This is a genomic window from Paenibacillus tyrphae (assembly GCF_027925525.1).
GTDB lineage: Bacteria > Bacillota > Bacilli > Paenibacillales > NBRC-103111 > Paenibacillus_G > Paenibacillus_G tyrfis_B.
This window is the reverse complement of record NZ_BSDJ01000003.1, coordinates 163239-183507: the sequence shown is the minus strand read 5'-3', so window position 1 is coordinate 183507 and position 20269 is coordinate 163239. Positions and strand designations below refer to the sequence as shown.

Below are 20269 nucleotides of genomic sequence, written 5' to 3'. Positions count from 1 at the left end.
GTGAATAAAGCCTCCGGCGAGCCTATGGATGCTGAGTCCATAGGAGCCGGAGGCTTTTTTTAAATTGCGTTATTTCAAGCCGTCCAAGAACGGACGATGGCTGTTGACAAAACCGTAGCCGCTCGCCGCATCCCAGTTGATGGACCAAGTCATGAGTCCTTTGAAGCCGGGATAGCCGGCCGGGTTTTGCAACTTGTAGCTGCCGCCGAACGACGTGCCTTTGACGAGATACGTGATCGCCTTCTGCACCTCGCCCGCTGACGTATATCCGCCTCCTGCCGCGCTTGGCACCGCAGGTACGCCGATGGCGACCTGCTCCGGACGCAGCGCCGGGAATACGTTGTTCGCGTTGTTATTGACAGGGAAGCCCTTCAGCAGCATCTCGGCCATGGCGACGTGGAAATCCGCCGTGCCTTGAGCGTAAGAGCGGCCGTCAAGCCCCATCATCGAGCCGCTGTTGTAATGCTGAACGTGAATATAGTTCAGCTTGTCGCGCAGCGCGTGGATGATCGGAAGATACGCGCCCCAAGGGCCGCCGTAAGCGCCCATCCCGCCTTGCACATACGCCGTCTCCGGCGCCATCGTCAGCACGAAGCCGCTGCCGAACGTGCCGCTGAGCGTACGGACTGCGTCAATCAGGTTCACGATGCTCGGCGTGGTCGGGTTTTTGAAGTCCGTATCGCCGCCGTTCAGCGCAACCGAGCTGCCTTCCAGGTCAATATCGATACCGTCAAAGCCGTACGTTTGGATAATCGAGGTCATCGTGCTGATAAATTGCTGCTTCTTCGTCGCATCGGACAATGTAACCGTGCCGTTGGCACCGCCGAGGGAGATCAGCACCTTTTTACCCTGACTCTTCAAATACGCAACATCGGCTTTGAATTCGTCCACTGTCGCATTGAATGGCGTAAAGGCGATCGTACCGCTGCCCGGAGAAACCGGCTCGGCAAAAGCGACGTTGATCACATCGTATTTCTTCGAGACGTCCCGCAGCTTGAGCACCGAGGACCCGTTATCGAAGTTGTGCCAGTAGCCAACGACGATCTTGCCCCCGCCTCCGGACGGCGCCGGTTCGGTCTTCCCTTGTACGCTGGCGCCGGCCGAGACGTTGCCGGCTGCGTCCTTCGCTTTCACCGTGAACGTATACGTCGTGTCGGCGGCAAGCCCGGTCACCGTCGCCGCTGTAGCCGCGACGCTCAGAGAGCCGGAGCCGTAATCCACCGTATAGCCGGTGACGCCCACGTTATCCGTGGAAGCCGTCCAGGACAGCGAGATGCTGGACGACGTTTTGCCGGTGACGGCCAGATTCGTCGGCGCCGTCGGCGGCTGCGTATCGCCGGACGCCGGGTCCGTCGTCACCGTGACGGCTTGGCTTGCGGCGGATACGTTGCCGGCGGCGTCCTTCGCTTTCACCGTAAACGTGTACGCCGTGTTCACGGACAACCCGCCGATCGTAGCGGTCGTTCCCGTCACGCTCGCCGCAACCGCAGCCCCGTTGTACACGTCGTAGCCGGTGACGCCTACGTTATCCGTCGAAGCGTTCCAGGCGAGGGTTACGCTGTTGGACGTTTTGCCGGTCGCCTTCAAGCCGGACGGAGCGGTCGGCGGCTGCGTATCGGTCCCGCCGCTGCCGCCCGCCTTCCACAAGGCCGGGACGTTCGGCGGCTCCCAGCCGGTCAGCGATGTATGCGGTTGCAAGCAAGTGTACGTCTGCCCCGCGTAGGTAACCACGTCGCCGGCTTTGTAGGCGGTGTTCGGCTGCCATTCGGCCGCACCGAGTGCCATCGCCGGAATCAGACTAAGCAGCAGCACAGCGATTATGGTCAACGAAAACGCTTTCCTAAACGTGCGCCGAAGCGCGATTTGCGCAAAGCTCATTCATTAATCCCTCCTGAAATATAGATAAAAAATACCGGAATACCCTCCACCAAACGACGACGGCTGCGGCAGGCTCACCCCCTTTCGAACTGGGTTCGTACTCTCATTTAACCACGGCTGCGGCAGGGCAGTAAGGGATACATTCCATTTTTTAGGGGATAAAATTGTGCAAAAAACCGGTGGCTGCCCAAGTTGAACCATACCGTTTTTCGATTTACTTGGCCTTGTTTTGGCGTTCAGCCTGTTATTTCATCCTCTGTCGGCGAATGCTTCCATCGAAGGCGTCGAGCATATGACCAAAGCCCTTCTTGTAACGCCTGGAGATGGGATTGGAAGCACACCCTCAGGCGAGTGACAGGAAGTAATAAATCCAAGTTCCTTCCTTTATTGGTAAAACTACGTTGACACTAAAAAAGCAGCAATGGTATAATCCGGTCATAATCGATTACAAACGACAATATACAATCATGAAAGCGATAACAAACGACCAATCGGAATACAGCGACAAAGGAGACAATAACGAATGTTCGAAGCCGAGCGAAAGCAAAAGATTTTGGAACTCTTGAAAGAATACAACCGTGTGGATATTCAAGGGTTGAACCGAATTTTGCAGGCTTCCGAATCGACGATACGCCGAGACCTGCGGGAGCTGGAACAGAAAAATTTGCTCAAGCGGACGCACGGGGGGGCCGTCGCGCTTCAAAACGTCAACTTCGAGCCGACCTTTCTTGAGAAAGAAATTAGTAACAGCGGCGCCAAGAAGATGATTGCAGAGAAAGCCGCGCAATTCATCCAAGAAGGGGATGTGGTCTTGCTCGATTCGGGGACGACGGTCCACTACCTTGCCAAAGAATTAAAGCGCTTTACTAAGCTCACAGTTGTTACTAACGCGATACCGGTTGCCCAGGAGCTTCAGCATCATGGCGGCGTGGAACTGATTTTTCTTGGCGGCACGCTCCGCCAAGGGGTTCTGTCCATTGTCGGACCGTTCGCAGAGATGATGCTTGGGATGCTTTGCGTGGATAAGGCGTTTGTCGCGACAAACGCTATTCATCCGCAGGAAGGTTTGAGCACGCCGAACGTAGAAGAAGCCAGCATCAAGCGCAAGATGATCGCTTCCGCCAAAAAAACGATTTTGCTTGCGGACGCTTCCAAGATCGGCGAACAGTACCTCGTCAAATTCGCGGATGTCAGCGATATTGACGCTTTTATCACAGACGATCGCGCTTCAGCGCAAACGTTGGCGGACTTCATGAATCAGGGGGTCGTTATCCATACCGTTTCGGAACGGGAAAGGCTGGGCCATTAACGCTGAACGAGACCTGCGCTTATTGAAGGAGGTGATGTCGGTCGGGGATACGTTGATTGGCAGAGATCCTTGGGGGTTGAAGCAGCAACTAAAGCAACGAGTTCGTGAATAAGGAGGCGGTGCGAATTTTTTTAGCTGAAACGGGAACGAGTGTAAACAATGGTTATCTCCACGGCCAATGGTAACAACCCATTATTTACACCCGTATTTGAGCACGCTCGGAAACAGTCATTTTCTAAGGCGGCAATTCGCTGCCCTTCTTTGAGCATGCCTATTTATATTTTGCAAAAATTACGCCAAAGAAGCAAGTTTACGCCGCGCATATACACGATATCGGAGGTTCATGTATGAAATCATTTAAATTTTTAAGTTTTGTTCTGTTGGCGTACGTCCTTCTATTATCTGCATGTTCGATCGATGAAAATAAAAGCGTCAGCACGGGAGAAAAGGCTGAATCTTCGGTGAAGAACGGCGCGGCCAGCGGAAAAAAACTGAAAATCGGGATGACCGTGCCGACGCTTGGCAATCCGTTCTTTGTCGCAATGTCCAAAGGGGCACAGGAAGCGGCCAATAAATACAACGCAGATATTACAGTCGTAAGCGCGGATCATGATCTGGCGAAACAAACGCAGCAGTTCGAGGATTTCATTACGCAGAAAGTCGACCTTATATTGCTTAGCCCGTTCGATTCCAAAGGGATTGCCGCAGCCATTCAGCAGGCGAAAGCCGCAGGCATTCCGGTTGTCGCACTCGACGGCAGCGCCGAAGGAGGCATCGATACCGTCGTGATGTCGGACAACGTTCAGGCCGGCAAGCTGGCCGCCGAGTATTTGGCGAAACGTTTGAACGGGAAAGGTAACCTTGTTATTATCGACGGGCCGCCCGTATCGGCTGTGACCGACCGGATCAAAGGATTTGAGGACACGCTTAAAAACTATCCGGACATCAAGGTCATTTCCAAGCAAAACGGTGAAGGCAATCGAGAGAGATCGCTCAGTCTGATGGAAAACATTATGCAGGCCAACAAAAAGATCGACGCCGTTTTTTGTATCAATGATGAAGAAGGCCTCGGCGTCAAAATTGCGCAGGAACAGGCAGGCCGTACCGACGAGTTCTTTATCGTCGGCGTCGACGGCGCCCCGATAGCGGTGGACGCATTAAAAGAAAAGAAGAGCTACGCGGCAACGTCCGCCCAATTCCCGAATCAAATCGCGATCGAAGGCATTGAGCTCGCATTAAAGGTGATTCAAGGCGAGAAGGTGGATCCGCAGGTTCTCATCCCTACCCAGCTGATTACCCAAGATAATGTAGGAACGTTCCAAGGCTGGTAAAATCGTGCACCATGGGGGAAGGAATATGGAGATGATCTTTGCGGAAACAGTGAATAGTTCCGGGGCGGCTTTGCCGCCCGTAATGAGACTGGACGCGGTTCACAAGTCTTTCCACGGAGTTAAGGTGCTTCACGGTGTATCTCTGGAATTGTTCAAAGGCGAGGTTCACGCGCTAATGGGTGAGAACGGAGCGGGCAAATCGACCTTGATGAAAATCATGGCGGGCATCTACAAGCCGGATTCTGGCACGACCTTCTACAGGGGAAAGGAAGTCCGCTGGAACAATCCGATGGAAGCGAGAAATCAAGGTATTAGCGTCATCCATCAGGAAATCAGCCTTTCACCGAATCTTTCTATCGGCGAGAACATCCTGATGGGAACGAAGTATCCAAGAAATGCTTGGGGATTCACAAAGTGGAGCGAAATCTACCAGAAAGCAGAGACGGTTCTACGTTCGATCGGCTCGGAGCTGAATCCAAGAGAGAGCGTTTCCAAAATAAGCGTCGCACAGCAGCAGATGGTGGAGATTGCTCGCGCGCTGTCCATCAAATCGGAAATTTTAATCATGGACGAACCGACCGCCTCTTTAACGGATAAGGAAATCGAAAAGCTGTTTGTCATTATTGAAGATTTGAAGCGCAAGGGCGTATCCATCGTCTATATCTCTCATCGCATGGATGAAATTTTCCGTATTTCGGACCGGTTTACGGTGATGCGGGACGGGCGCCGGATTGAAAGCGGTCCGATAACGGCAACGAACCCGGACCATTTGGTCAAGCTTATGGTGGGCCGGGAAATTAAAGACCTTTTCCAAAGGAGTACAAAGACAGCAAACGATGCCTCAAACCGCCGTCAGCCTATGTTGGAAGTCCGTGGTCTATCCGATAAAAAAACGATCAAACAAGTGTCGCTGCAGCTGTACCCCGGCGAAATCGTGGGACTGTCCGGTCTTGTCGGCGCCGGAAGAACGGAACTGGTCCGGGCCATATTCGGCATGTCTGAAGTAACGGAAGGAGAAATTCTGATCGCGGGAGAGCGGGTGAGTATAAAATCCCCCGTCGATGCGATCAAGTGCGGTATCGGTCATGTCCCGGAAAGCCGCAAAGAGCAAGGCTTGTTTCCGAACCTGTCGGTAAAAGAAAACATTTTGATGGCTCAATTGCGCGCCTATCGGAAAGCAAGCATTTTGCAGACGGGTAAAATCGATTACGATGCGGACAAGTACATTCGGGAATTGAGCATTAAGACAGCGTCAAAAGAACTGAACGTCATGGGACTAAGCGGCGGAAATCAGCAGAAGGTTATCATAGCCAGATGGCTGTCGATCGCCCCGAAAGTGCTTCTGCTCGATGAGCCGACCAGGGGGGTCGATATCGGTGCCAAAACGGAAATACACAAGATCATCAGCAAACTGGCCGAGCAAGGTCTTGCCGTACTTATGATTTCTTCCGAGCTGCCGGAAGTGTTGGCCGTCAGCGATCGGATTATCGTTATGCACGAAGGCAAGATACAAGCGGAATTGTCTTCCCGTGAAGCGACGCAGGAGAAAATTATGCATTACGCAACAGGAGGGACAGGCTAGATGAAGACCAATATCGCCGTGTCAACCGGAAACGAACCGGTGATGCGCAACAAAATCATGTATTACTGGAATCAGCTTGGCATGCTGATTATTCTTGTTCTTATGTGTGTGCTGATGGCGTTTATTACGCCTAACTTTATGGAAGTGACCAATATAATCAATGTTCTCAAACAAGTGTCGATTACCGCCATTCTGGCGGCAGGCATGACCGTTGTTATTTTGACGGGAGGCATCGATTTGTCGGTTGGTTCAACCTTAGCGCTCTCCGGCGTCCTGTCGGTCATGCTGACCAACGCGGGCGTAAACCCTGTCATTTCCATGTTGGCCGGGGCTGCGGCAGGCTACGTGGTCGGCGCGATCAACGGTTATTTTACGGCGGCAGTCAAATTGCCTCCCTTTATCGTCACTTTAGGCAGCATGACATACGTTCGCGGGCTAGCCTACGTCATAAGCGGCGGATACCCGATCGTTCTTCAGGACGTCACGTTTAAATATTTGGGCGCCGGTTACTTTCTGAAGATTCCAACGCCGATTTATATTATGGCTCTTGTTTATGTCGTTATGTATTTTATTTTGAAATATACGATGTTCGGGCGCCACATTTATGCGATCGGAGGCAACCAAGAGGCTGCGAGGCTAACCGGGATCAAGGTGGAGAAAACGCTGATTCATGTTTACTCGATCAGCGGTTTTCTGGCAGGCGCGGCTGGCGTCGTGATGGCGGGGCGTTTGTTTTCCGGGCAACCGATGGTCGGTGTCGGCATGGAACTTGATGCCATCGCTGCCGTCATTCTTGGCGGAACGAGCTTTGTAGGAGGATTCGGACGCATTCAGGGAACGATTATCGGCGTTCTAACCATGGGAGTGCTTACGAACGGTCTCACTTTGCTTAACGTTGATTATTATTGGCAGCTTGTAGTAAAGGGCGCAGTAATCGTCGTTGCGGTACTGTTGGACCGCCTGCGCAGTAGAAGCTGATTGCCGGACTAAATCGAGTAGGCGAAGACATGGTATCTGCCATCTTTTTGCTGCGTATGATCTAAAAAACGACAGGCTCTGCAGGCATAATCGAACCTATGAAAATAAGAAGATTGCCCTATCCGGCTAGCTTAGCCAGGTGGTTGGCGATCTTCTTGACGTTCTGGCAAATGGCAGTCATGATCGCTTGCTCCAAAACTTTTTTCTTGCCGCGGAACCGGCAATAGCGAAGTCCATGGAGCCCTTTGGTATCCACGAAACTTCGCTCAATCACCATGATAGACCGCTTCCTCCAGCAAGCGCTTCGCCCGAGATGGGTCGTGGATATGGATCTTGAGAAGTTCTTTACCCGAGTGAACCACGACATGGCGAGGATAACACGGAAAGTGGCAGACAAGCATGTCCTGAAACTGATTCGCGCTTACCTTAACGCCGGAGTAATGGCAGACGGTGCGGTGGGGCGAACAAAAGAAGGCGCACCGCAAGGCGGCCCCTTAAGTCCGCTTCCGGCTAACATTCTGCTGGATGACTTGGACAAAGAACTCACCAGACGAGGACTGCGGTTTGCCCGCTATGCGGACGACTGCAACAGATTCGGACTGGTAACATTTACTATCATTTAGCGTTAAAATTTTTATTGACCAGTCAATTTGCGTTCCAGTAAAATAAGACACGTTAATGTTGTTGATAATGATTATCAGTCTTAATTAGGTTCCAATTTTTGAGAGTGAGGGGTCCCATGCACAAACCGTTTTTCACTTTATTTGGCCTCGTTTTGGCGCTCAGCCTGTTGGTTCATCCTCTGTCGGCGAAGGCTTCCAGCGAAGGCGTCGAGCATATGACCAAGGCCGTCGCGGTCATCTCGCAAGCGCTGGATGCTGCAAAGCAAGATCCGGCCAAGGCCAAAGCCTTGTACGATCAATTCCATGATCAATGGATGGACGTGGAGGATACGGTCAAGACTGATTCCAAAGCGGCCTACAAAGACATTGAATCCCAGATGGGACAAGTCGATTACGCGCTTCTGGTGAATCAGCCGGAAGATGTCGTTTCCGCGCTCCAGCAGCTTCGGCAAGTACTGGAACGTTATGTCCACGGCCAATACGCCGAAGGAACGGACGGCAAGGAAACCAACATCACGCTTCCCGGTTTTATCACCCTGCTGAAGCAAACAAAGGAAAGCGTTGCCAAGCATGATCAAATGGCGGCTTTGCAAGGGATCGGCAACGTGCGCGAGAGCTGGCTCAGCGTCGAAGGCCATGTCGTCGCGCAATCCGCTTCCGTTTACAGCGATTCCGAACGGGATATGGTCGTGATCCAGGCCATGATCACCAAGCAGCAGTACGATGCCGCGGCTAAACGGATCGACGACATGATCGCGTATCTTGCCCCGCTTGCGGACAAGACGACCTACACCGTGTGGGATGCGGCCATGATTCCGATTCGGGAAGGGCTGGAGGCGCTGCTCGTCGTGGGCGCGCTGCTCGCGTTTGTGAAAAAATCCAAGTCGGCCAAAGGAAGCCGGTGGATCTGGTCGGGCGTCCTGGCCGGGCTTGCCCTGAGCGGCATCCTGGCCGTCATTGTGAAGTTTGTGTTTTCTTCGGGGGCTTTCGGCACGAATAACTTTCTCATCGCGGGCTGGACGGGAGTTTTCGCTGCCGTCATGCTGCTGTATATGAGCTACTGGCTGCACAGCAAATCCAACGTCAAGCAGTGGAACGACTATATCCGCGCGAAAACCGAAACGGCGCTGAGCACAGGCAATGTGTTTTCCCTTGCCGCGCTGTCCTTCCTCGCTATTTTCCGGGAAGGCACCGAGACGGTGCTGTTCTTGATTGGAATGGTGAATCAGATCAGCCTTCAGCAGCTTCTGCTTGGTATTGTGCTGGGCATCGGCATCCTGGCCGTCCTCGCCTTCCTTATGCTGTACGTGGGTATGAAGCTGCCGATCCGTCCGTTTTTCCTGGTTTCGAGTCTGATCGTCTTCTACCTGTGCATCAAATTTACCGGTCTGGGCATTCACAGCCTGCAATTGGCCGGAACGCTGGGGACATCGAACAGCTCTCTGCTGCCCAGCCTTGATTTTCTCGGGATGTTCCCTTCATGGGAAAGCACCATCCCTCAGTTCACGATCGCTTTCGTCGCTCTTGCCTTCCTTATTGGAACCCGCATCAGCAAACGCTCGGCCAAACTGACATCTTAGACATTTACATTGGAGGTATTTCGAATGAACAAGCATGTATCCCTGATCACCGCCACCCTGCTCCTCTCCGCCTCGCTGCTGTCCGCCTGCGGCTCTGCGCCGGCTCCATCGGCCCAAGCGACCGACGGACAAACTTCCCCCGCACCGTCCAAAACCGAGAACAAAGCCGTATCCGACGCGGCGATCAAAGAAGGAACCGCGAAACTGCTGAAAACGGCGAAGCAGCTGAGAAAAGCAGCAACGGCCGGCGACGAAGCCAAAGTCAAGGAGCTGGGACCTAAATTGGAAGACGCTTGGGGCGCCTTCGAGGACGGGGTCAAGCCGAAATACCCGGATCTGTACGAGAAAATCGAAAAAAATCTCGACCCGGCCATCGCAGCGACCAAAGCATCTCCCCTGAATAAAGAAGTGTTGTCCAAAGCAAACGACCAACTGATCCAAACACTGTACGAGCTGTCGCAAAAATTAATTCCCGTCGACCAGATCAAAGCCGGAGCCACCCAAATGCTCGGCATCGCCGCCGATTTGAAAAAAGAAATCGAAGCCGGGAACGAAGCGAAGGTGAAAGAGCTCGGCCCTAAATTGGAAGACGTATGGAGCACCTTCGAGGACGGCGTGCGCCCGCGCACTGCCGAGCTGTACGAGAAGCTCGAAAAAAGCCTGAACCCCGAAGTTGCGGGTTCCCAGAAAAGCCCTCTGGACAAGCAAGCGTTGTCCCAATTGAATGACGGATTGACCCAGGCCTTAAACGAAATGCTGCAAACAATAAAGTAATACGAAAAGAGAAGGATGCGCTCCTTCTCTTTTTCATTTTCAACTCAACATACCTCCCCAGTTCAACAGTATGGAGCCCATCCTAACCTGCTGGGCTCTTTTTTCGCTTCGACGTTTGACATGATCTCACCCGGAAGATATAATTTGATCAATCAATCGAATTTTTGATTAAATAATCAGTTTTTAACAATGTTAAAGGAGGAATCTTAATGAAAAACGAGCATTCGTCCGAAATGCTACCGGTGAACGGGGAGAATCGGCGCCGAAGCTTTTGGTCACGCATCGCCCCCGCTCTCGGGCTGTTCTTCCTTGCTCCACTGGTCGGGGAGTACCTGCTCGGCAACATTTCCATCAAGGAGCCCGGAGCCCTGCCTCTCCTCTCTCTGATGTACGGCGGCGGCGCGCTCCTCATCCGGGAGGCGGTACGCCGCACCGGGCGCGGCTGGCCGACCATCCTGCTGCTCGCGCTGGCTTACGGTGTGGCCGAGCCGGCGCTGTTCGACCACTCGCTTTTCAATGCATCGTTCGAGGGTCACGACTTCCGGGACGCCACATATCTTCCTGCCCTCGGCATCAGCGTTTCGAACGCCTTGGCCTTCTGCGTGGGGCATGCGGTTTGGAGTATTAGCGTGCCGATCGCCATCGTCGAGATGCTCGTGCCCGATCGAAGGACGACGCCCTGGCTGGGGCGAATCGGCCTGGCGGTTACCGGTGTGCTGTACCTTTTGGGCGGTGCGATCGTCTTTCTATGGGCGGTGAACTCACAGCGTTTTCTCCCATCCGTGCCGCAGTTTGCCGTCTCGATTGCCGTGGTGCTCGGTTTGATCGGCGCCGCCTTTGCCGTCCGTCGGCTGCCGCGCGGAGCATCCGACCGCCCGGGACCGAATCCGTGGCTGATCGGCGTGACCGCGTTCTTCGCGTCTAGCCTCTTCTTCCTCCTCGGCGGGAATTGGCTGCACGTCGCTGTGAAGATAGGGCTCATCGCCGTAATGGCGATTGCCGTTGCACGATGGTCCGGCCGGGCGGACTGGGGAACGCGCCATCGGTTCGCCCTGACCGGCGGCACGCTGCTCACCTACGTCTGGGGCGGGTTCGTATGTGCGACCTTCGTGGGCAACACGGGTCCGATCAACCGGATCGGCAACGTCATTTTTTCCTTAGGCGCGATCGTATTGCTGATGCTCGCTGCACGCAAAATACGAAGAATCGAGTCACAGGAAAGCGTATGAGCATAGCCATCCCGATCCGTCTGGCACCAGGCGCCCTTGGGCAACCCGGGTTTACTGAACGATTGATCGATGTATTGTACGATCCCGGGCTTCGCTGGTATCATTGGCTACAGTCCCTTTGATGGCGCTTGCCGGCATCCTGAGCCGGTAAATCCATACAATCCCCAAAGGAGAAAAACGATGGACCAGACGCTGACGATGCTGACCGCCGACACCGCCTCCTACGTATTGACAAGAACGCGTGCCGCGGCATATACGATGACTTCAGACATTGCCGGTAAAATCGATTTGGAGTCCTACAGCGCCAGGCTGATAAGCCTGTTCAACAAAGCCATTCTGCCCAATTAGGGCCTGCTGTTTTAACCTGAAGAGGCTCTTGGGACCCTGATCCAAGGGAGCGCAAACCAAAGGGCATTTCAACCGAAATTGAAATGCCCTCCAACGTCCATCCGCTCCCAGATGGCTCTATTCTTCTTCTTTCCGCAGCTCCTCCGCCTTCTCCCAGCTCGTAAACCAATCCTCCCAGACGATGTGACACAACGTCCCGTTGACGGCGACAACCGTTCCCCTCGCACCGTCCGGGATAAAAATGACGCAATCCCCCACCGCAAACATGTGCAGCTACCCCAGCCGGAAGATGATCCCGTGACCGCCCTTGGGGTATTCCCACTTGATGTTCTGATGCGGACAGCCGATGCGGCAGCTTCCGCACTCGTGACATCCCTCGTAGCCGACATGCATCCGGATTTCTTCCCATTTATATACTTCAGCAGGGCAAAAAACCGTACAAATCTTGTCGGGGCACTTCGTCGCGCAGATATCGTAGTCGAGCACGTGTAGATGAGAGTTCGTATCCGCCTTGAACCGGATCAAGTACTGCTTCTCCTCGATGGTCTGCCCCTTTCCCTTGGGCTGGTCGCTCATTTCATCACCCTCCATGCCTTGAACAAATCTTGGGCGATCTTGAACTTCTCGCCGGAGGTGCCGATGCCCTGCCAGATTTTGCGCTGCTTCTCCCTCTTGCTCGTCCCGTCGACGGTGAACAGCTCGCCCGCCGCCCGGTTCATGAGCGGGATATATTTTTCGAAGTAATGCGGGTATTTCTCAAAATGATGCGTCGCATCCTTGTACTTCTTCAAATCTTGGCCGACGAAGCTGTCCAGCAGCCGGGCCCGGTACTTATCGAGCCGTGCGGCGGAATAATCGCCCGCTTCCTTCGCTTCCAGAATCGTCTCCGCCGCCAGCACGCCGGACGCCATCGCCATATTCGAGCCCTCGCGGTGAATAGCGTTGACGAGCTGGGCCGCGTCTCCGACCACGATCACGCCGTCTCCGACAACCTTCGGCATGGAGCGGTAGCCGCCCTCCGGGATCAAGTGCGCCAAATATTCCTGCTGCTCGCTGCCTTGGATATACGGCCGCAGGATCGGATGCGTCTTGACATACTCCAGTAGCTCGTATGGCTTCAGCTTGCGCTTGATCAGCCCGGAAAGCATCGCCCCGACGCCGATGTTGAGGCTGTCTTTGTTCGTATACAGCCATGCCGTGCCGAGAATGCCATGGGTGGAATCGCCGAAAATTTCGAACGTACAGCCTTGATCGCCTTCCAGGCTGAACCGGTCTTCGATAATTTTGCGGTCCAGCTTCAGCACTTCCATGACGGCCAACGCCACTTCGTCCGGGCGAAATTCCTTATGGAAGCCGAGCGACTTGGCCAGCAGCGAATTGACGCCGTCCGCTAGCACCACGACGTCGGCATACAGGTCCCCATCCGGGCGGTCGGTACGAACGCCAACGACGCGCCCGTCCTGGGTGATGCATTCGAGCACGACCGTCTCGTTGACCAGCAGCGCACCCTGCTGCACCGCTTTCTCCGCGAACCATTGATCGAACTTGGCCCGCAGCACGGTGAAGTTGTTGTACGGCTCCTGCCCCCACTCCAGCCCTTTGTAGCTGAAGGTGACCGCCGATTCTTTATCCAGCATCATGAACCGCTGCTCGACGATCGGGCGCTCGACCGGCGCGTCCTTGTAAAAGCCCGGAACGATGTCTTCCATCGTTTTCCGGTACAGGACACCGCCCATGACGTTTTTCGAGCCGGGGTACTCTCCCCGCTCGATGAGCAGAACATTTACGCCGGCCTTGGCTAACGTATAAGCGCACGACGTCCCGGCCGGCCCTGCGCCGACCACGATCACGTCGAATTTTTCAGCCATATTGAGGCACCTCGCTTTGCAGCGCTTTTTGGAACGCTTCGATCAGCAGCGGGACGATGACGAATGCATCGCCGACGATGCCGTAATGGCAGGACCCGAAGATCGGAGCAGCAGGGTCCTTGTTGATGGCGATAATAAGCCCCGAGTTCTGCATCCCGACCAAATGCTGGATCGCCCCGGAAATGCCGATGGCAAAATAAATTTTCGGCGTCACGGTGACGCCTGTCTGCCCAACCTGGTGATGATGCTCGATCCATCCGGCCTCCACCGCATCGCGGCTCGCCCCGACGGAAGCGCCCAGCGTCTCCGCCAGCCGGTGAATCAGCTCGAAGCCCGTCGGGCCGCCGAGCCCTTTGCCTCCGGCGACGATGACGTCGGCCTCGTCAATCCGCACCCGTTGCGTCGTATCGCGGACGATCTCCAGCACCTTCGTACGCAGGTCCTCTTCGCAGACGGAAACGGCTTCCTCGACGATCTCCCCCTTGCGCTTCGGGTCCGGGGTCAGCCGCTTCATGACCTTTGGGCGAACGGTAGCCATTTGCGGCCGGTCCTTTTTGCACAAAATCGTGGCCATAATGTTGCCCCCGAACGCCGGACGGCTCGCTTCCAGCAGCCCGGTGTCCGCATCGACGTCCAGCTGCGTCGTATCCGCCGTCAGCCCCGTCGCGAGATCCGTCGCTACGGCGCTGGCAAGGTCCTTGCCCGTCGACGTCGCGCCGAACAGGAAAATTTCCGGCTTGTGCTTCTGGCAAGCCTCAATGACGGCCCGCATGAACGATTCTGTCCGGTAATGATGGAAGATCGGGTTGTCGTACAAGTACACGGTGTCTGCCCCATAAGCGATGACATCGGCGGCCAGAGGTCGGACGCCGTCGCCGATGAGGATGCCCGCCAGCGGCACGCCACGCTTGTCCGCGAGCTTCCGCCCGGCCCCCAGCAGCTCCAGCGACACCGGCGCAATCGCGCCGTTCTTCTGCTCGATGAACACCCACACGCCGCGGTAATCCTGAAGGTTCATCCGCTTTCACCTCCGTTCTGGACGCGGAAGAGCTCTTTTTTCTCCAGCAAAATCGAGAGCAGCTTGCCCGCCTGCTCCGCAGGGGTTCCCTCCAGCAGCTCTCCGCCCTTCGGCTTCTCCGGCGGCCATACTTTGGCGACGATCGTCGGGGAGCCTTTGAGCCCGAGCTTCGTACGGTCCACCCCCTCCAAATCGTCCACGGACCAGACGACCGGCTGGTACCGCGCCGCCCGCAGCATGTTGGGCAGCGGCGAATATGGAATGTCGTTGATGTCCTTTTCGACGGAGAACAGACACGGCAGCGTCGACCTTACGACCTCGTAGCCGTCCTCCAGCTTGCGGTGGATGATGGCATAGCCTTCGTCCTTGTTAATTTCGACGATCTTGCGGACGTTCGTCAGCGGCGGAATATCCAGTCTGCGGGCAATGCCCGGACCGACTTGACCGGTGTCGCCGTCGATGGTCATTTTGCCGCAGAGGATCATATCGATCGGCTTGATCTTGGCGATTTTGTCGATCGCCTTCGTCAGCGAATAGCTGGTGGCCAGCGTATCCGCCCCGGCGAATGCGCGGTCGGTGATCAGGTAGCCTTCGTCCGCGCCGATCTCGATGCATTTGCGGATCGCTTTGACCGCGGGCGGTGGTCCCATCGTCACGACGGACACGGTTCCTCCGTATCGCTGCTTAAGACGCACCGCTTCTTCGACGGCATGCGCATCGTACGGATTGAGGATGGCCGGCGCGCTGGAGCGGTCCATCGTGTTCGTTTTCGGGTTCATCTTGATGATTTTCGTATCCGGCACCTGCTTGATACAGGCGACCAAGTGAAGCATCGGCAGTTCCCTCCTTGTCGGACGCTTCGGTTCTCGATAGCAGCCCACGAGACAAGCTGTCTTTCCCGGGGCCATGTCCATCTTCTCTTTATCAATCTATTGGCCGCCCGCTCCTTTTATTCGGCGATCCGAAAAAAAGAAGCCGGCGCTCGGAGTCTGACTGCACGATTAAGTGCCGATGATGAATGAACCTGTATGGCGAAAGCGATGATCGAAGCCAAGGCAGAAGAAAAGCCCGGCAGCAGCACCCTTCGCATCAAGTGTCTGTTGCCGGGCTTTTCTGTCCCGTTATAATTTCGGCAGCACCTGCCGGGCACCGAGAAAAATCCAAGTCACAATAACAAAAGGCAGCGTCAGGGTCGGCATCCCATACGCCTGAAACCACGTATTCAATCCAGCCGTCACGGGTACGGTACTGATAGCAGCCAGCAGACCAACCAGCAGCGCCGGGCGCTCCCTGGTGTGGAATACAGAGGATACCGCCATCATCGTCAAAACTGCGTTATACCCGAATATTCCGAGATTCAGATTCGTAATTTCCGCTCCCATCAAGTAGGCCGTCGGCCAGGCGATGGCAGTCCCCGTGACCGCCAATAGCCCCAAGCGCCAACTTGCCCAGAATATTCCAAGAAGAATGAGGATTCCGGACAAGAAGCCCGTCTGGAAATAGACCTGATCAATCCCGTTGAGCAAGCCCGAAGCCAGATCAATCTTCCCGGCGGTGTTCATATGCCAGTGGGCAAGATCTTGGGGAATCAGCCCCGGGTCAAGCCGGAGCGCATTCAAATGATACGATGCCAGCAGGAAGAGCCAAGTCACCACCGTATACGGGAAGGTAAGGACCGGGATGTTGGTACGCTTGAACAAATGCATGAACGCAGCCGTACATAACGTGCCGAGAGCGGCTGCCCCCAGAACCGTGGCGAGATTGGCCGTCAGGAAGACGGATAAGCCAAGCCCGGTCAGAACGGCATTAAATCCGAACAATCCCTGATGAACGGCCGACTTTTCGGCCCCGCCTATATAGCCGACCAAGGTGCCGATCATGGCGGACAGCAGGGCGATCACGCCCAGCTTGACATGAACTGTCGCCAAGGCGATGACAATAATAAGGCCTGTCCAGGCATTCTCGATCAGGATCACTTGGGAGACACCCTTTAAGGATGCAAGGATAAAAGGAACCGGGTTCCATTTCAGACTGAGCGCATCAGCCTGAAGTTGTCTGTTTAGAATATAAATCCCTCCTTTCTAGCCCCACTTCTCCTCAATTCTGAATACCCGCCATATGCCATACGAGACCGACCACGTCAGAATGAAGAGGACGACCAGGATATAACCGACTGAGCCCAGATCCAGATTTTGCATATAGCTCCAGAAAGCGCCCTCCAGACTGAATTGTTCTGCCGAGGTTTGCATAATTTCAACGAAGGCAACGAACAGGGCGGCAATAACGGACATAGCCGTAACCGTCAGGTTATAATACATTTTGCGTATCGGCTTGTTAAAAGCCCATTGGTAACTGGACGTCATAAACACGCCATCCGCCGTATCCATCAAACTCATGCCGGAAGCAAATAAAATCGGCAGCGACAGGACGCCGAGCCACGAAATGGAGCTGCTGGCCGCATTCTGGGACATGGCGAGCAGCCCGATCTCCGATGCCGTATCGAAGCCCAGACCAAACAGGAAGCCAATAAAATAAATATGCCAGCTGCGGCCAACCAGTTTGAACAGAGGACCGGTCAAGCGAGCTATGAAGCCTCTTGAATCCAGAAGCTCCTCCATTTTCTCCTCCTGGCCGGGCATCTCTTTCAGCTGTCTGAACACCCGGTACATCTGCACCAGAATGAACAAGTTGATGAGCCCAATCAGCAGCAGAAATAGGCCGGAGACGGTTGAGCCGATCACGCCTCCCCATTGCTCCATCATCGGCAGATTGCTTTTTACCCAGTTCATGGAGACGACAACCCCGACAGTTAACAACAGGACAACGGTAGAGTGGCCGAGCGAAAAATAAAAGCCTACGCCTTCCGGGTCCCTCTTTTGCTCGATAAGCTTGCGAACCGTGTTATCGATCGCCACGATATGATCCGCATCAAAGGCATGACGAAGTCCAAGGGTATAAGCCAGTACGCCAAGTCCCAGCATGGCCGGGTGATGCGGAAGGGTGACGAGCAGGAATGCAATTCCGATGATATGAAGGCCCACAACGCTCCCAAAATATTTCGTCCAGGGTTTGCCCGCTAGTGTACGTCGTAGCAGCATCATTTCACGGCTCCTCAGGCGTTAATTTAATATTTTCTGAGAAACACAGGCTTAAGCCCCAGCCATTGCTCGCGAACCAGCCTTTGGCAGGCCGCAAATAGCCGCTCAATATCCTGTGTGGACGAAGCGAGTACACGCACCGAAAATCCAGAGACAGGAAGCATGGACAGACCCACTCTGCACGGCGCTATCCCGGCGTCCATGGCCTCGTAGAGCTGATCCAGAAAATCCGAAGTCATCTGCTCACCAACGACGATCAGCGACCCGAAATGAGTGTATCCCTCCAGCAACCCAATGCCTGTCAGGTCTTGCTCCGAAGGAGCCAGTCTCACCTGATCGTACACGGCCAGATCACCGTCTACATAAATTTCCGTCTTCAATCTCAGCCTGTCGTAGCTGAATAATTCGCCATCCGGCGACCATCCCGGTGTTACGATATCACTGAGGATAAGCGTTGAGCCCCGCTCCATCCGAATCGTTGTCTTTTGCTTGTACTGTGCATGCCGGTAAGCAATCAGCGGGTCGGGCACATATTCAAGGAAGCTGCCCTTCTTCATCCTGATCTCCATATCCTGAACCGGCGCCGTATTTCGGGTCTTGTATACTTTGGTGGACGATTGGGTCGTGAGCAATAGTCTGGCGTCTTCGGCGAGTTCGATATCCAGCTTGTACCGATCACCGTCCACATACCCGCCGCCCGGATTTAAAATATAGTAATGCGGCTGTCCGGATTCATCGGGATACAGTGGGCGAGTCAGCTTGAATGCATTTTCATAGTACAAATCCGTCGCTATGGTCTTCCCTTGCTTAGGAGCAACCGCCAGCCGCAGATATCCCGTCCATTCCATGGTTATTCCAAGCCTGCCAGCATGGCATTGTCCTTGATCCATTGGATGACTTCATCAAGGCCCTGATTGTCCTTCAGATTGGTGAATACAAACGGCTTGTTCCCCCGGAACGTATGGGTATCCTTAGCCATCACTTCCAGGCTTGCGCCGACATAAGGCGCCAAATCGATCTTATTGATAATGAACAAATCGGATTTGATCATGCCCTGTCCGCCTTTACGCGGAATCTTCTCGCCTTGCGCCACATCGATAATATAGATGGAGAAGTCTACCAGCTCGGGGCTGAACGTCGCCGCCAGGTTATCGCCGCCGCTTTCCACGAAGATAAGCTGAACATCCGGATGCCGCTTCACCAGCTCGTCAATGGCCGCAAAGTTCATCGACGCATCCTCCCGGATCGCGGTATGCGGGCAGCCGCCTGTCTCGACGCCAATGATCCTGTCATTCGGCAGTACGCCGTTTTCCATCAGGAATTTCGCATCTTCCTTGGTGTAAATATCGTTGGTGACGACAGCCATGCTAATGTCATCGCTCATGTACCGGGTTAATTTCTCGACAAGCATGGTTTTGCCGGCGCCGACAGGACCGCCGATTCCGATTCTGATTGCTTTCATATCCGTTCCCTGCTTTCTGTAATGGTATGATGTTAATGCCGATGTCTCTAAGACATAAACAATCGCACGTGCAGGCGTTCATGGATCATTTGGGAGCATTCAAGGCCCGGAGACGCGATGCCCAGATCGTCCGGCTCTAATTGTCCGATTCTATTCACCGCCTGAATCAGTTCTTCCTGAAGCTCATGAATGAGCCGCTGCCCGTCGGTCTGCCCAAGCGGAATGCCTCTGACGCCATTTTGAATTAAACTTGTCGTGCATGAGAATAAGTAAGACAGCAGCGCCTGGGATGGCGAAATTTCAAAATGCCTTGCCAGCAGAGCGAGCACAATAGCCGGATGACCGAAGGAAAGCCGTTCCCGGACCCGCTGCTGGTATTCAGCCAGAGAAGGCGCCCCGTACAGATCGTTGCCCAGCTTCAGCATCCGCTCCCCCATTCGCTGGCTCGCCTCTCGAACCTCCCTCGGAAGAAGCTGGGCGAACAGGATGCGGTCAATCTCCCAGACTCTCTCCGGCTCGCCCGCCTGAAGCGCTTCGGATACAAGGCGGAAAGCCAGCCCATCTGAGTAGATGAGCTGCTCCCGAATGTAGACTTTAAGCCACTTTTTGAAGCTGTGTTTGTCCGTAACCTTGCCTTCCTGCATATACGTTTCCAGCCCGAAAGAATGACTGAACGCACCGGTCGGCAAATTCGAGTCACACCATTGAAGCAAAGTGAGCCATTGATTAACCATGGCTGTGGCCGATATGGCGGAATGCCCGCTTGACCTGCCTCTTCTCGCGGGAAAATGGAATGCCCATCTCCTGCAGAAGCTCTTCCACCAAATAATCATATTGGATCAGCATCGCATCCCCTTCGAATTGAGCCGGCAGATGGCGGTTGCCAAGCTTATGGGCAATATCGCCCATCTCCTGCAGTGTCCGCGGACGGATGACAAGAAGATCATCCGGAACCACATCGATCATGATGAGGTTATGATCATCCATGTACAGAATGTCTCCGGCTACGAGGTCTTTTGCTTCCTTCAAGCGAATGCCCAGCTCCTTGCCATGGTCGGTTGTAACGCGTTGGATTCTTTTTACCAGATCGCTGCTTTCCAGATATACTTTTTCAATATGACGCTTCTTCAGCTCTTCGCCGCTTAGCTGATCAATATGGGTTACCACTTGTTCAATAATCATCAGGTTCAC

Annotated in this window: 21 protein-coding genes and 1 pseudogene; 9 read left to right on the top strand and 13 right to left on the bottom strand. The window is 54.4% G+C overall.

Annotated features, from left to right (window positions below):
• Nucleotides 1-69: 69 nt before the first annotated feature.
• Nucleotides 70-1878, bottom strand: a complete 1809-nt coding sequence (locus tag QMG93_RS04475) for a fibronectin type III domain-containing protein (RefSeq protein WP_281933869.1) — start codon at nt 1876-1878, stop codon at nt 70-72.
• 523 nt (nt 1879-2401) lie between these two features.
• Between QMG93_RS04475 and QMG93_RS04470 the strand changes: the two genes are divergently transcribed.
• The 4 genes from QMG93_RS04470 (at nt 2402) to QMG93_RS04455 (ending at nt 7078) form a co-directional block, all read left to right on the top strand.
• A complete protein-coding gene (locus QMG93_RS04470) occupies nt 2402-3187 on the top strand; it encodes a DeoR/GlpR family DNA-binding transcription regulator (RefSeq protein WP_281933867.1) in 786 nt (261 codons plus the stop codon).
• A gap of 347 nt (nt 3188-3534) precedes the next feature.
• Complete coding sequence (locus tag QMG93_RS04465; protein ID WP_281933865.1) at nt 3535-4518, top strand: ABC transporter substrate-binding protein; 984 nt, start codon at nt 3535-3537, stop codon at nt 4516-4518.
• Between the two features lie 25 nt (nt 4519-4543).
• A complete protein-coding gene (locus QMG93_RS04460; protein WP_281933863.1) occupies nt 4544-6100 on the top strand; it encodes a sugar ABC transporter ATP-binding protein in 1557 nt (518 codons plus the stop codon).
• The gene (locus QMG93_RS04455; protein ID WP_281933862.1) at nt 6101-7078 is read left to right on the top strand and encodes an ABC transporter permease subunit; all 978 of its coding nucleotides are present in this window, start codon (nt 6101-6103) and stop codon (nt 7076-7078) included.
• A gap of 118 nt (nt 7079-7196) precedes the next feature.
• On the opposite strand, the gene QMG93_RS35350 is transcribed toward QMG93_RS04455, so the two are convergent.
• On the bottom strand, nt 7197-7445 hold the full coding sequence (locus QMG93_RS35350) for a transposase (RefSeq protein ID WP_413789266.1): 249 nt from the start codon (nt 7443-7445) through the stop codon (nt 7197-7199).
• Between QMG93_RS35350 and QMG93_RS04445 the strand changes: the two are divergent.
• From QMG93_RS04445 to QMG93_RS04425, 5 genes and pseudogenes are all read left to right on the top strand, one after another.
• A pseudogene (locus QMG93_RS04445) lies at nt 7390-7674 on the top strand (reverse transcriptase domain-containing protein); the annotation flags it as partial. The gene QMG93_RS35350 and the pseudogene QMG93_RS04445 sit on opposite strands and share 56 nt — an antisense overlap.
• Nucleotides 7675-7817: 143 nt before the next feature.
• Nucleotides 7818-9281 (top strand): FTR1 family iron permease, encoded by a 1464-nt coding sequence (locus QMG93_RS04440; RefSeq protein ID WP_281933860.1) that lies wholly within the window; start codon nt 7818-7820, stop codon nt 9279-9281.
• A 24-nt stretch (nt 9282-9305) separates the two neighbouring features.
• Entirely contained in the window at nt 9306-10055 is a 750-nt protein-coding gene (locus QMG93_RS04435; RefSeq protein WP_281933858.1) for a hypothetical protein, read from the top strand.
• Between the two features lie 209 nt (nt 10056-10264).
• A complete protein-coding gene (locus QMG93_RS04430) occupies nt 10265-11284 on the top strand; it encodes a hypothetical protein (RefSeq protein WP_281933855.1) in 1020 nt (339 codons plus the stop codon).
• Nucleotides 11285-11464: 180 nt separating this feature from the next.
• Complete coding sequence (locus QMG93_RS04425) at nt 11465-11632, top strand: hypothetical protein (RefSeq protein ID WP_281933853.1); 168 nt, start codon at nt 11465-11467, stop codon at nt 11630-11632.
• 117 nt (nt 11633-11749) lie between these two features.
• Here QMG93_RS04425 and QMG93_RS04420 read toward each other — a convergent pair whose 3' ends face one another.
• From QMG93_RS04420 to ureE, 11 genes are all read right to left on the bottom strand, one after another.
• Nucleotides 11750-11899 (bottom strand): hypothetical protein, encoded by a 150-nt coding sequence (locus QMG93_RS04420; RefSeq protein ID WP_281933851.1) that lies wholly within the window; start codon nt 11897-11899, stop codon nt 11750-11752.
• 6 nt (nt 11900-11905) lie between these two features.
• Nucleotides 11906-12208, bottom strand: coding sequence for a ferredoxin family protein (locus tag QMG93_RS04415; protein ID WP_281933849.1), 303 nt, complete (start codon nt 12206-12208; stop codon nt 11906-11908).
• Entirely contained in the window at nt 12205-13500 is a 1296-nt protein-coding gene (locus QMG93_RS04410) for an FAD-dependent oxidoreductase (protein WP_281933847.1), read from the bottom strand. Before QMG93_RS04410 ends, QMG93_RS04415 begins: the two co-directional genes overlap by 4 nt.
• Nucleotides 13493-14518 (bottom strand): electron transfer flavoprotein subunit alpha/FixB family protein, encoded by a 1026-nt coding sequence (locus tag QMG93_RS04405; RefSeq protein ID WP_281933844.1) that lies wholly within the window; start codon nt 14516-14518, stop codon nt 13493-13495. The genes QMG93_RS04410 and QMG93_RS04405 overlap by 8 nt, the downstream gene beginning before the upstream one ends.
• Nucleotides 14515-15351: an electron transfer flavoprotein subunit beta/FixA family protein gene (locus QMG93_RS04400; RefSeq protein ID WP_054974540.1), complete on the bottom strand. Its 837-nt coding sequence runs from the start codon at nt 15349-15351 to the stop codon at nt 14515-14517. The genes QMG93_RS04405 and QMG93_RS04400 overlap by 4 nt, the downstream gene beginning before the upstream one ends.
• Before the next feature lie 288 nt (nt 15352-15639).
• Complete coding sequence (locus QMG93_RS04395) at nt 15640-16524, bottom strand: urea transporter (RefSeq protein ID WP_281934213.1); 885 nt, start codon at nt 16522-16524, stop codon at nt 15640-15642.
• Nucleotides 16525-16599: 75 nt separating this feature from the next.
• Nucleotides 16600-17619, bottom strand: coding sequence for a HoxN/HupN/NixA family nickel/cobalt transporter (locus QMG93_RS04390; protein WP_281933841.1), 1020 nt, complete (start codon nt 17617-17619; stop codon nt 16600-16602).
• Between the two features lie 23 nt (nt 17620-17642).
• Nucleotides 17643-18464 carry an urease accessory protein UreD gene (locus QMG93_RS04385; RefSeq protein WP_281933839.1) on the bottom strand — a complete coding sequence of 274 codons (822 nt, stop codon included), beginning with the start codon at nt 18462-18464 and terminating at the stop codon, nt 17643-17645.
• A gap of 2 nt (nt 18465-18466) precedes the next feature.
• Nucleotides 18467-19078 carry an urease accessory protein UreG gene (gene ureG / locus QMG93_RS04380; RefSeq protein ID WP_281933837.1) on the bottom strand — a complete coding sequence of 204 codons (612 nt, stop codon included), beginning with the start codon at nt 19076-19078 and terminating at the stop codon, nt 18467-18469.
• A 47-nt stretch (nt 19079-19125) separates the two neighbouring features.
• A complete protein-coding gene (locus QMG93_RS04375; protein WP_281933835.1) occupies nt 19126-19812 on the bottom strand; it encodes an urease accessory protein UreF in 687 nt (228 codons plus the stop codon).
• Nucleotides 19805-20260 (bottom strand): urease accessory protein UreE, encoded by a 456-nt coding sequence (gene ureE, locus QMG93_RS04370; protein ID WP_281933833.1) that lies wholly within the window; start codon nt 20258-20260, stop codon nt 19805-19807. The genes QMG93_RS04375 and ureE overlap by 8 nt, the downstream gene beginning before the upstream one ends.
• Nucleotides 20261-20269 lie beyond the last annotated feature (9 nt).

Coding starts and splice junctions, on each gene's coding strand:
- QMG93_RS04475 (WP_281933869.1), bottom strand. CDS start 1,878: ATGAGCTTTGCGCAAATCGCGCTTCGGCGCACGTTTAGGAAAGCGTTT.
- QMG93_RS04470 (WP_281933867.1), top strand. CDS start 2,402: ATGTTCGAAGCCGAGCGAAAGCAAAAGATTTTGGAACTCTTGAAAGAA.
- QMG93_RS04465 (WP_281933865.1), top strand. CDS start 3,535: ATGAAATCATTTAAATTTTTAAGTTTTGTTCTGTTGGCGTACGTCCTT.
- QMG93_RS04460 (WP_281933863.1), top strand. CDS start 4,544: ATGGAGATGATCTTTGCGGAAACAGTGAATAGTTCCGGGGCGGCTTTG.
- QMG93_RS04455 (WP_281933862.1), top strand. CDS start 6,101: ATGAAGACCAATATCGCCGTGTCAACCGGAAACGAACCGGTGATGCGC.
- QMG93_RS35350 (WP_413789266.1), bottom strand. CDS start 7,445: ATGTCGTGGTTCACTCGGGTAAAGAACTTCTCAAGATCCATATCCACG.
- QMG93_RS04440 (WP_281933860.1), top strand. CDS start 7,818: ATGCACAAACCGTTTTTCACTTTATTTGGCCTCGTTTTGGCGCTCAGC.
- QMG93_RS04435 (WP_281933858.1), top strand. CDS start 9,306: ATGAACAAGCATGTATCCCTGATCACCGCCACCCTGCTCCTCTCCGCC.
- QMG93_RS04430 (WP_281933855.1), top strand. CDS start 10,265: ATGAAAAACGAGCATTCGTCCGAAATGCTACCGGTGAACGGGGAGAAT.
- QMG93_RS04425 (WP_281933853.1), top strand. CDS start 11,465: ATGGACCAGACGCTGACGATGCTGACCGCCGACACCGCCTCCTACGTA.
- QMG93_RS04420 (WP_281933851.1), bottom strand. CDS start 11,899: ATGTTTGCGGTGGGGGATTGCGTCATTTTTATCCCGGACGGTGCGAGG.
- QMG93_RS04415 (WP_281933849.1), bottom strand. CDS start 12,208: ATGAGCGACCAGCCCAAGGGAAAGGGGCAGACCATCGAGGAGAAGCAG.
- QMG93_RS04410 (WP_281933847.1), bottom strand. CDS start 13,500: ATGGCTGAAAAATTCGACGTGATCGTGGTCGGCGCAGGGCCGGCCGGG.
- QMG93_RS04405 (WP_281933844.1), bottom strand. CDS start 14,518: ATGAACCTTCAGGATTACCGCGGCGTGTGGGTGTTCATCGAGCAGAAG.
- QMG93_RS04400 (WP_054974540.1), bottom strand. CDS start 15,351: ATGCTTCACTTGGTCGCCTGTATCAAGCAGGTGCCGGATACGAAAATC.
- QMG93_RS04390 (WP_281933841.1), bottom strand. CDS start 17,619: ATGATGCTGCTACGACGTACACTAGCGGGCAAACCCTGGACGAAATAT.
- QMG93_RS04385 (WP_281933839.1), bottom strand. CDS start 18,464: ATGGAATGGACGGGATATCTGCGGCTGGCGGTTGCTCCTAAGCAAGGG.
- ureG (WP_281933837.1), bottom strand. CDS start 19,078: ATGAAAGCAATCAGAATCGGAATCGGCGGTCCTGTCGGCGCCGGCAAA.
- QMG93_RS04375 (WP_281933835.1), bottom strand. CDS start 19,812: ATGGTTAATCAATGGCTCACTTTGCTTCAATGGTGTGACTCGAATTTG.
- ureE (WP_281933833.1), bottom strand. CDS start 20,260: ATGATTATTGAACAAGTGGTAACCCATATTGATCAGCTAAGCGGCGAA.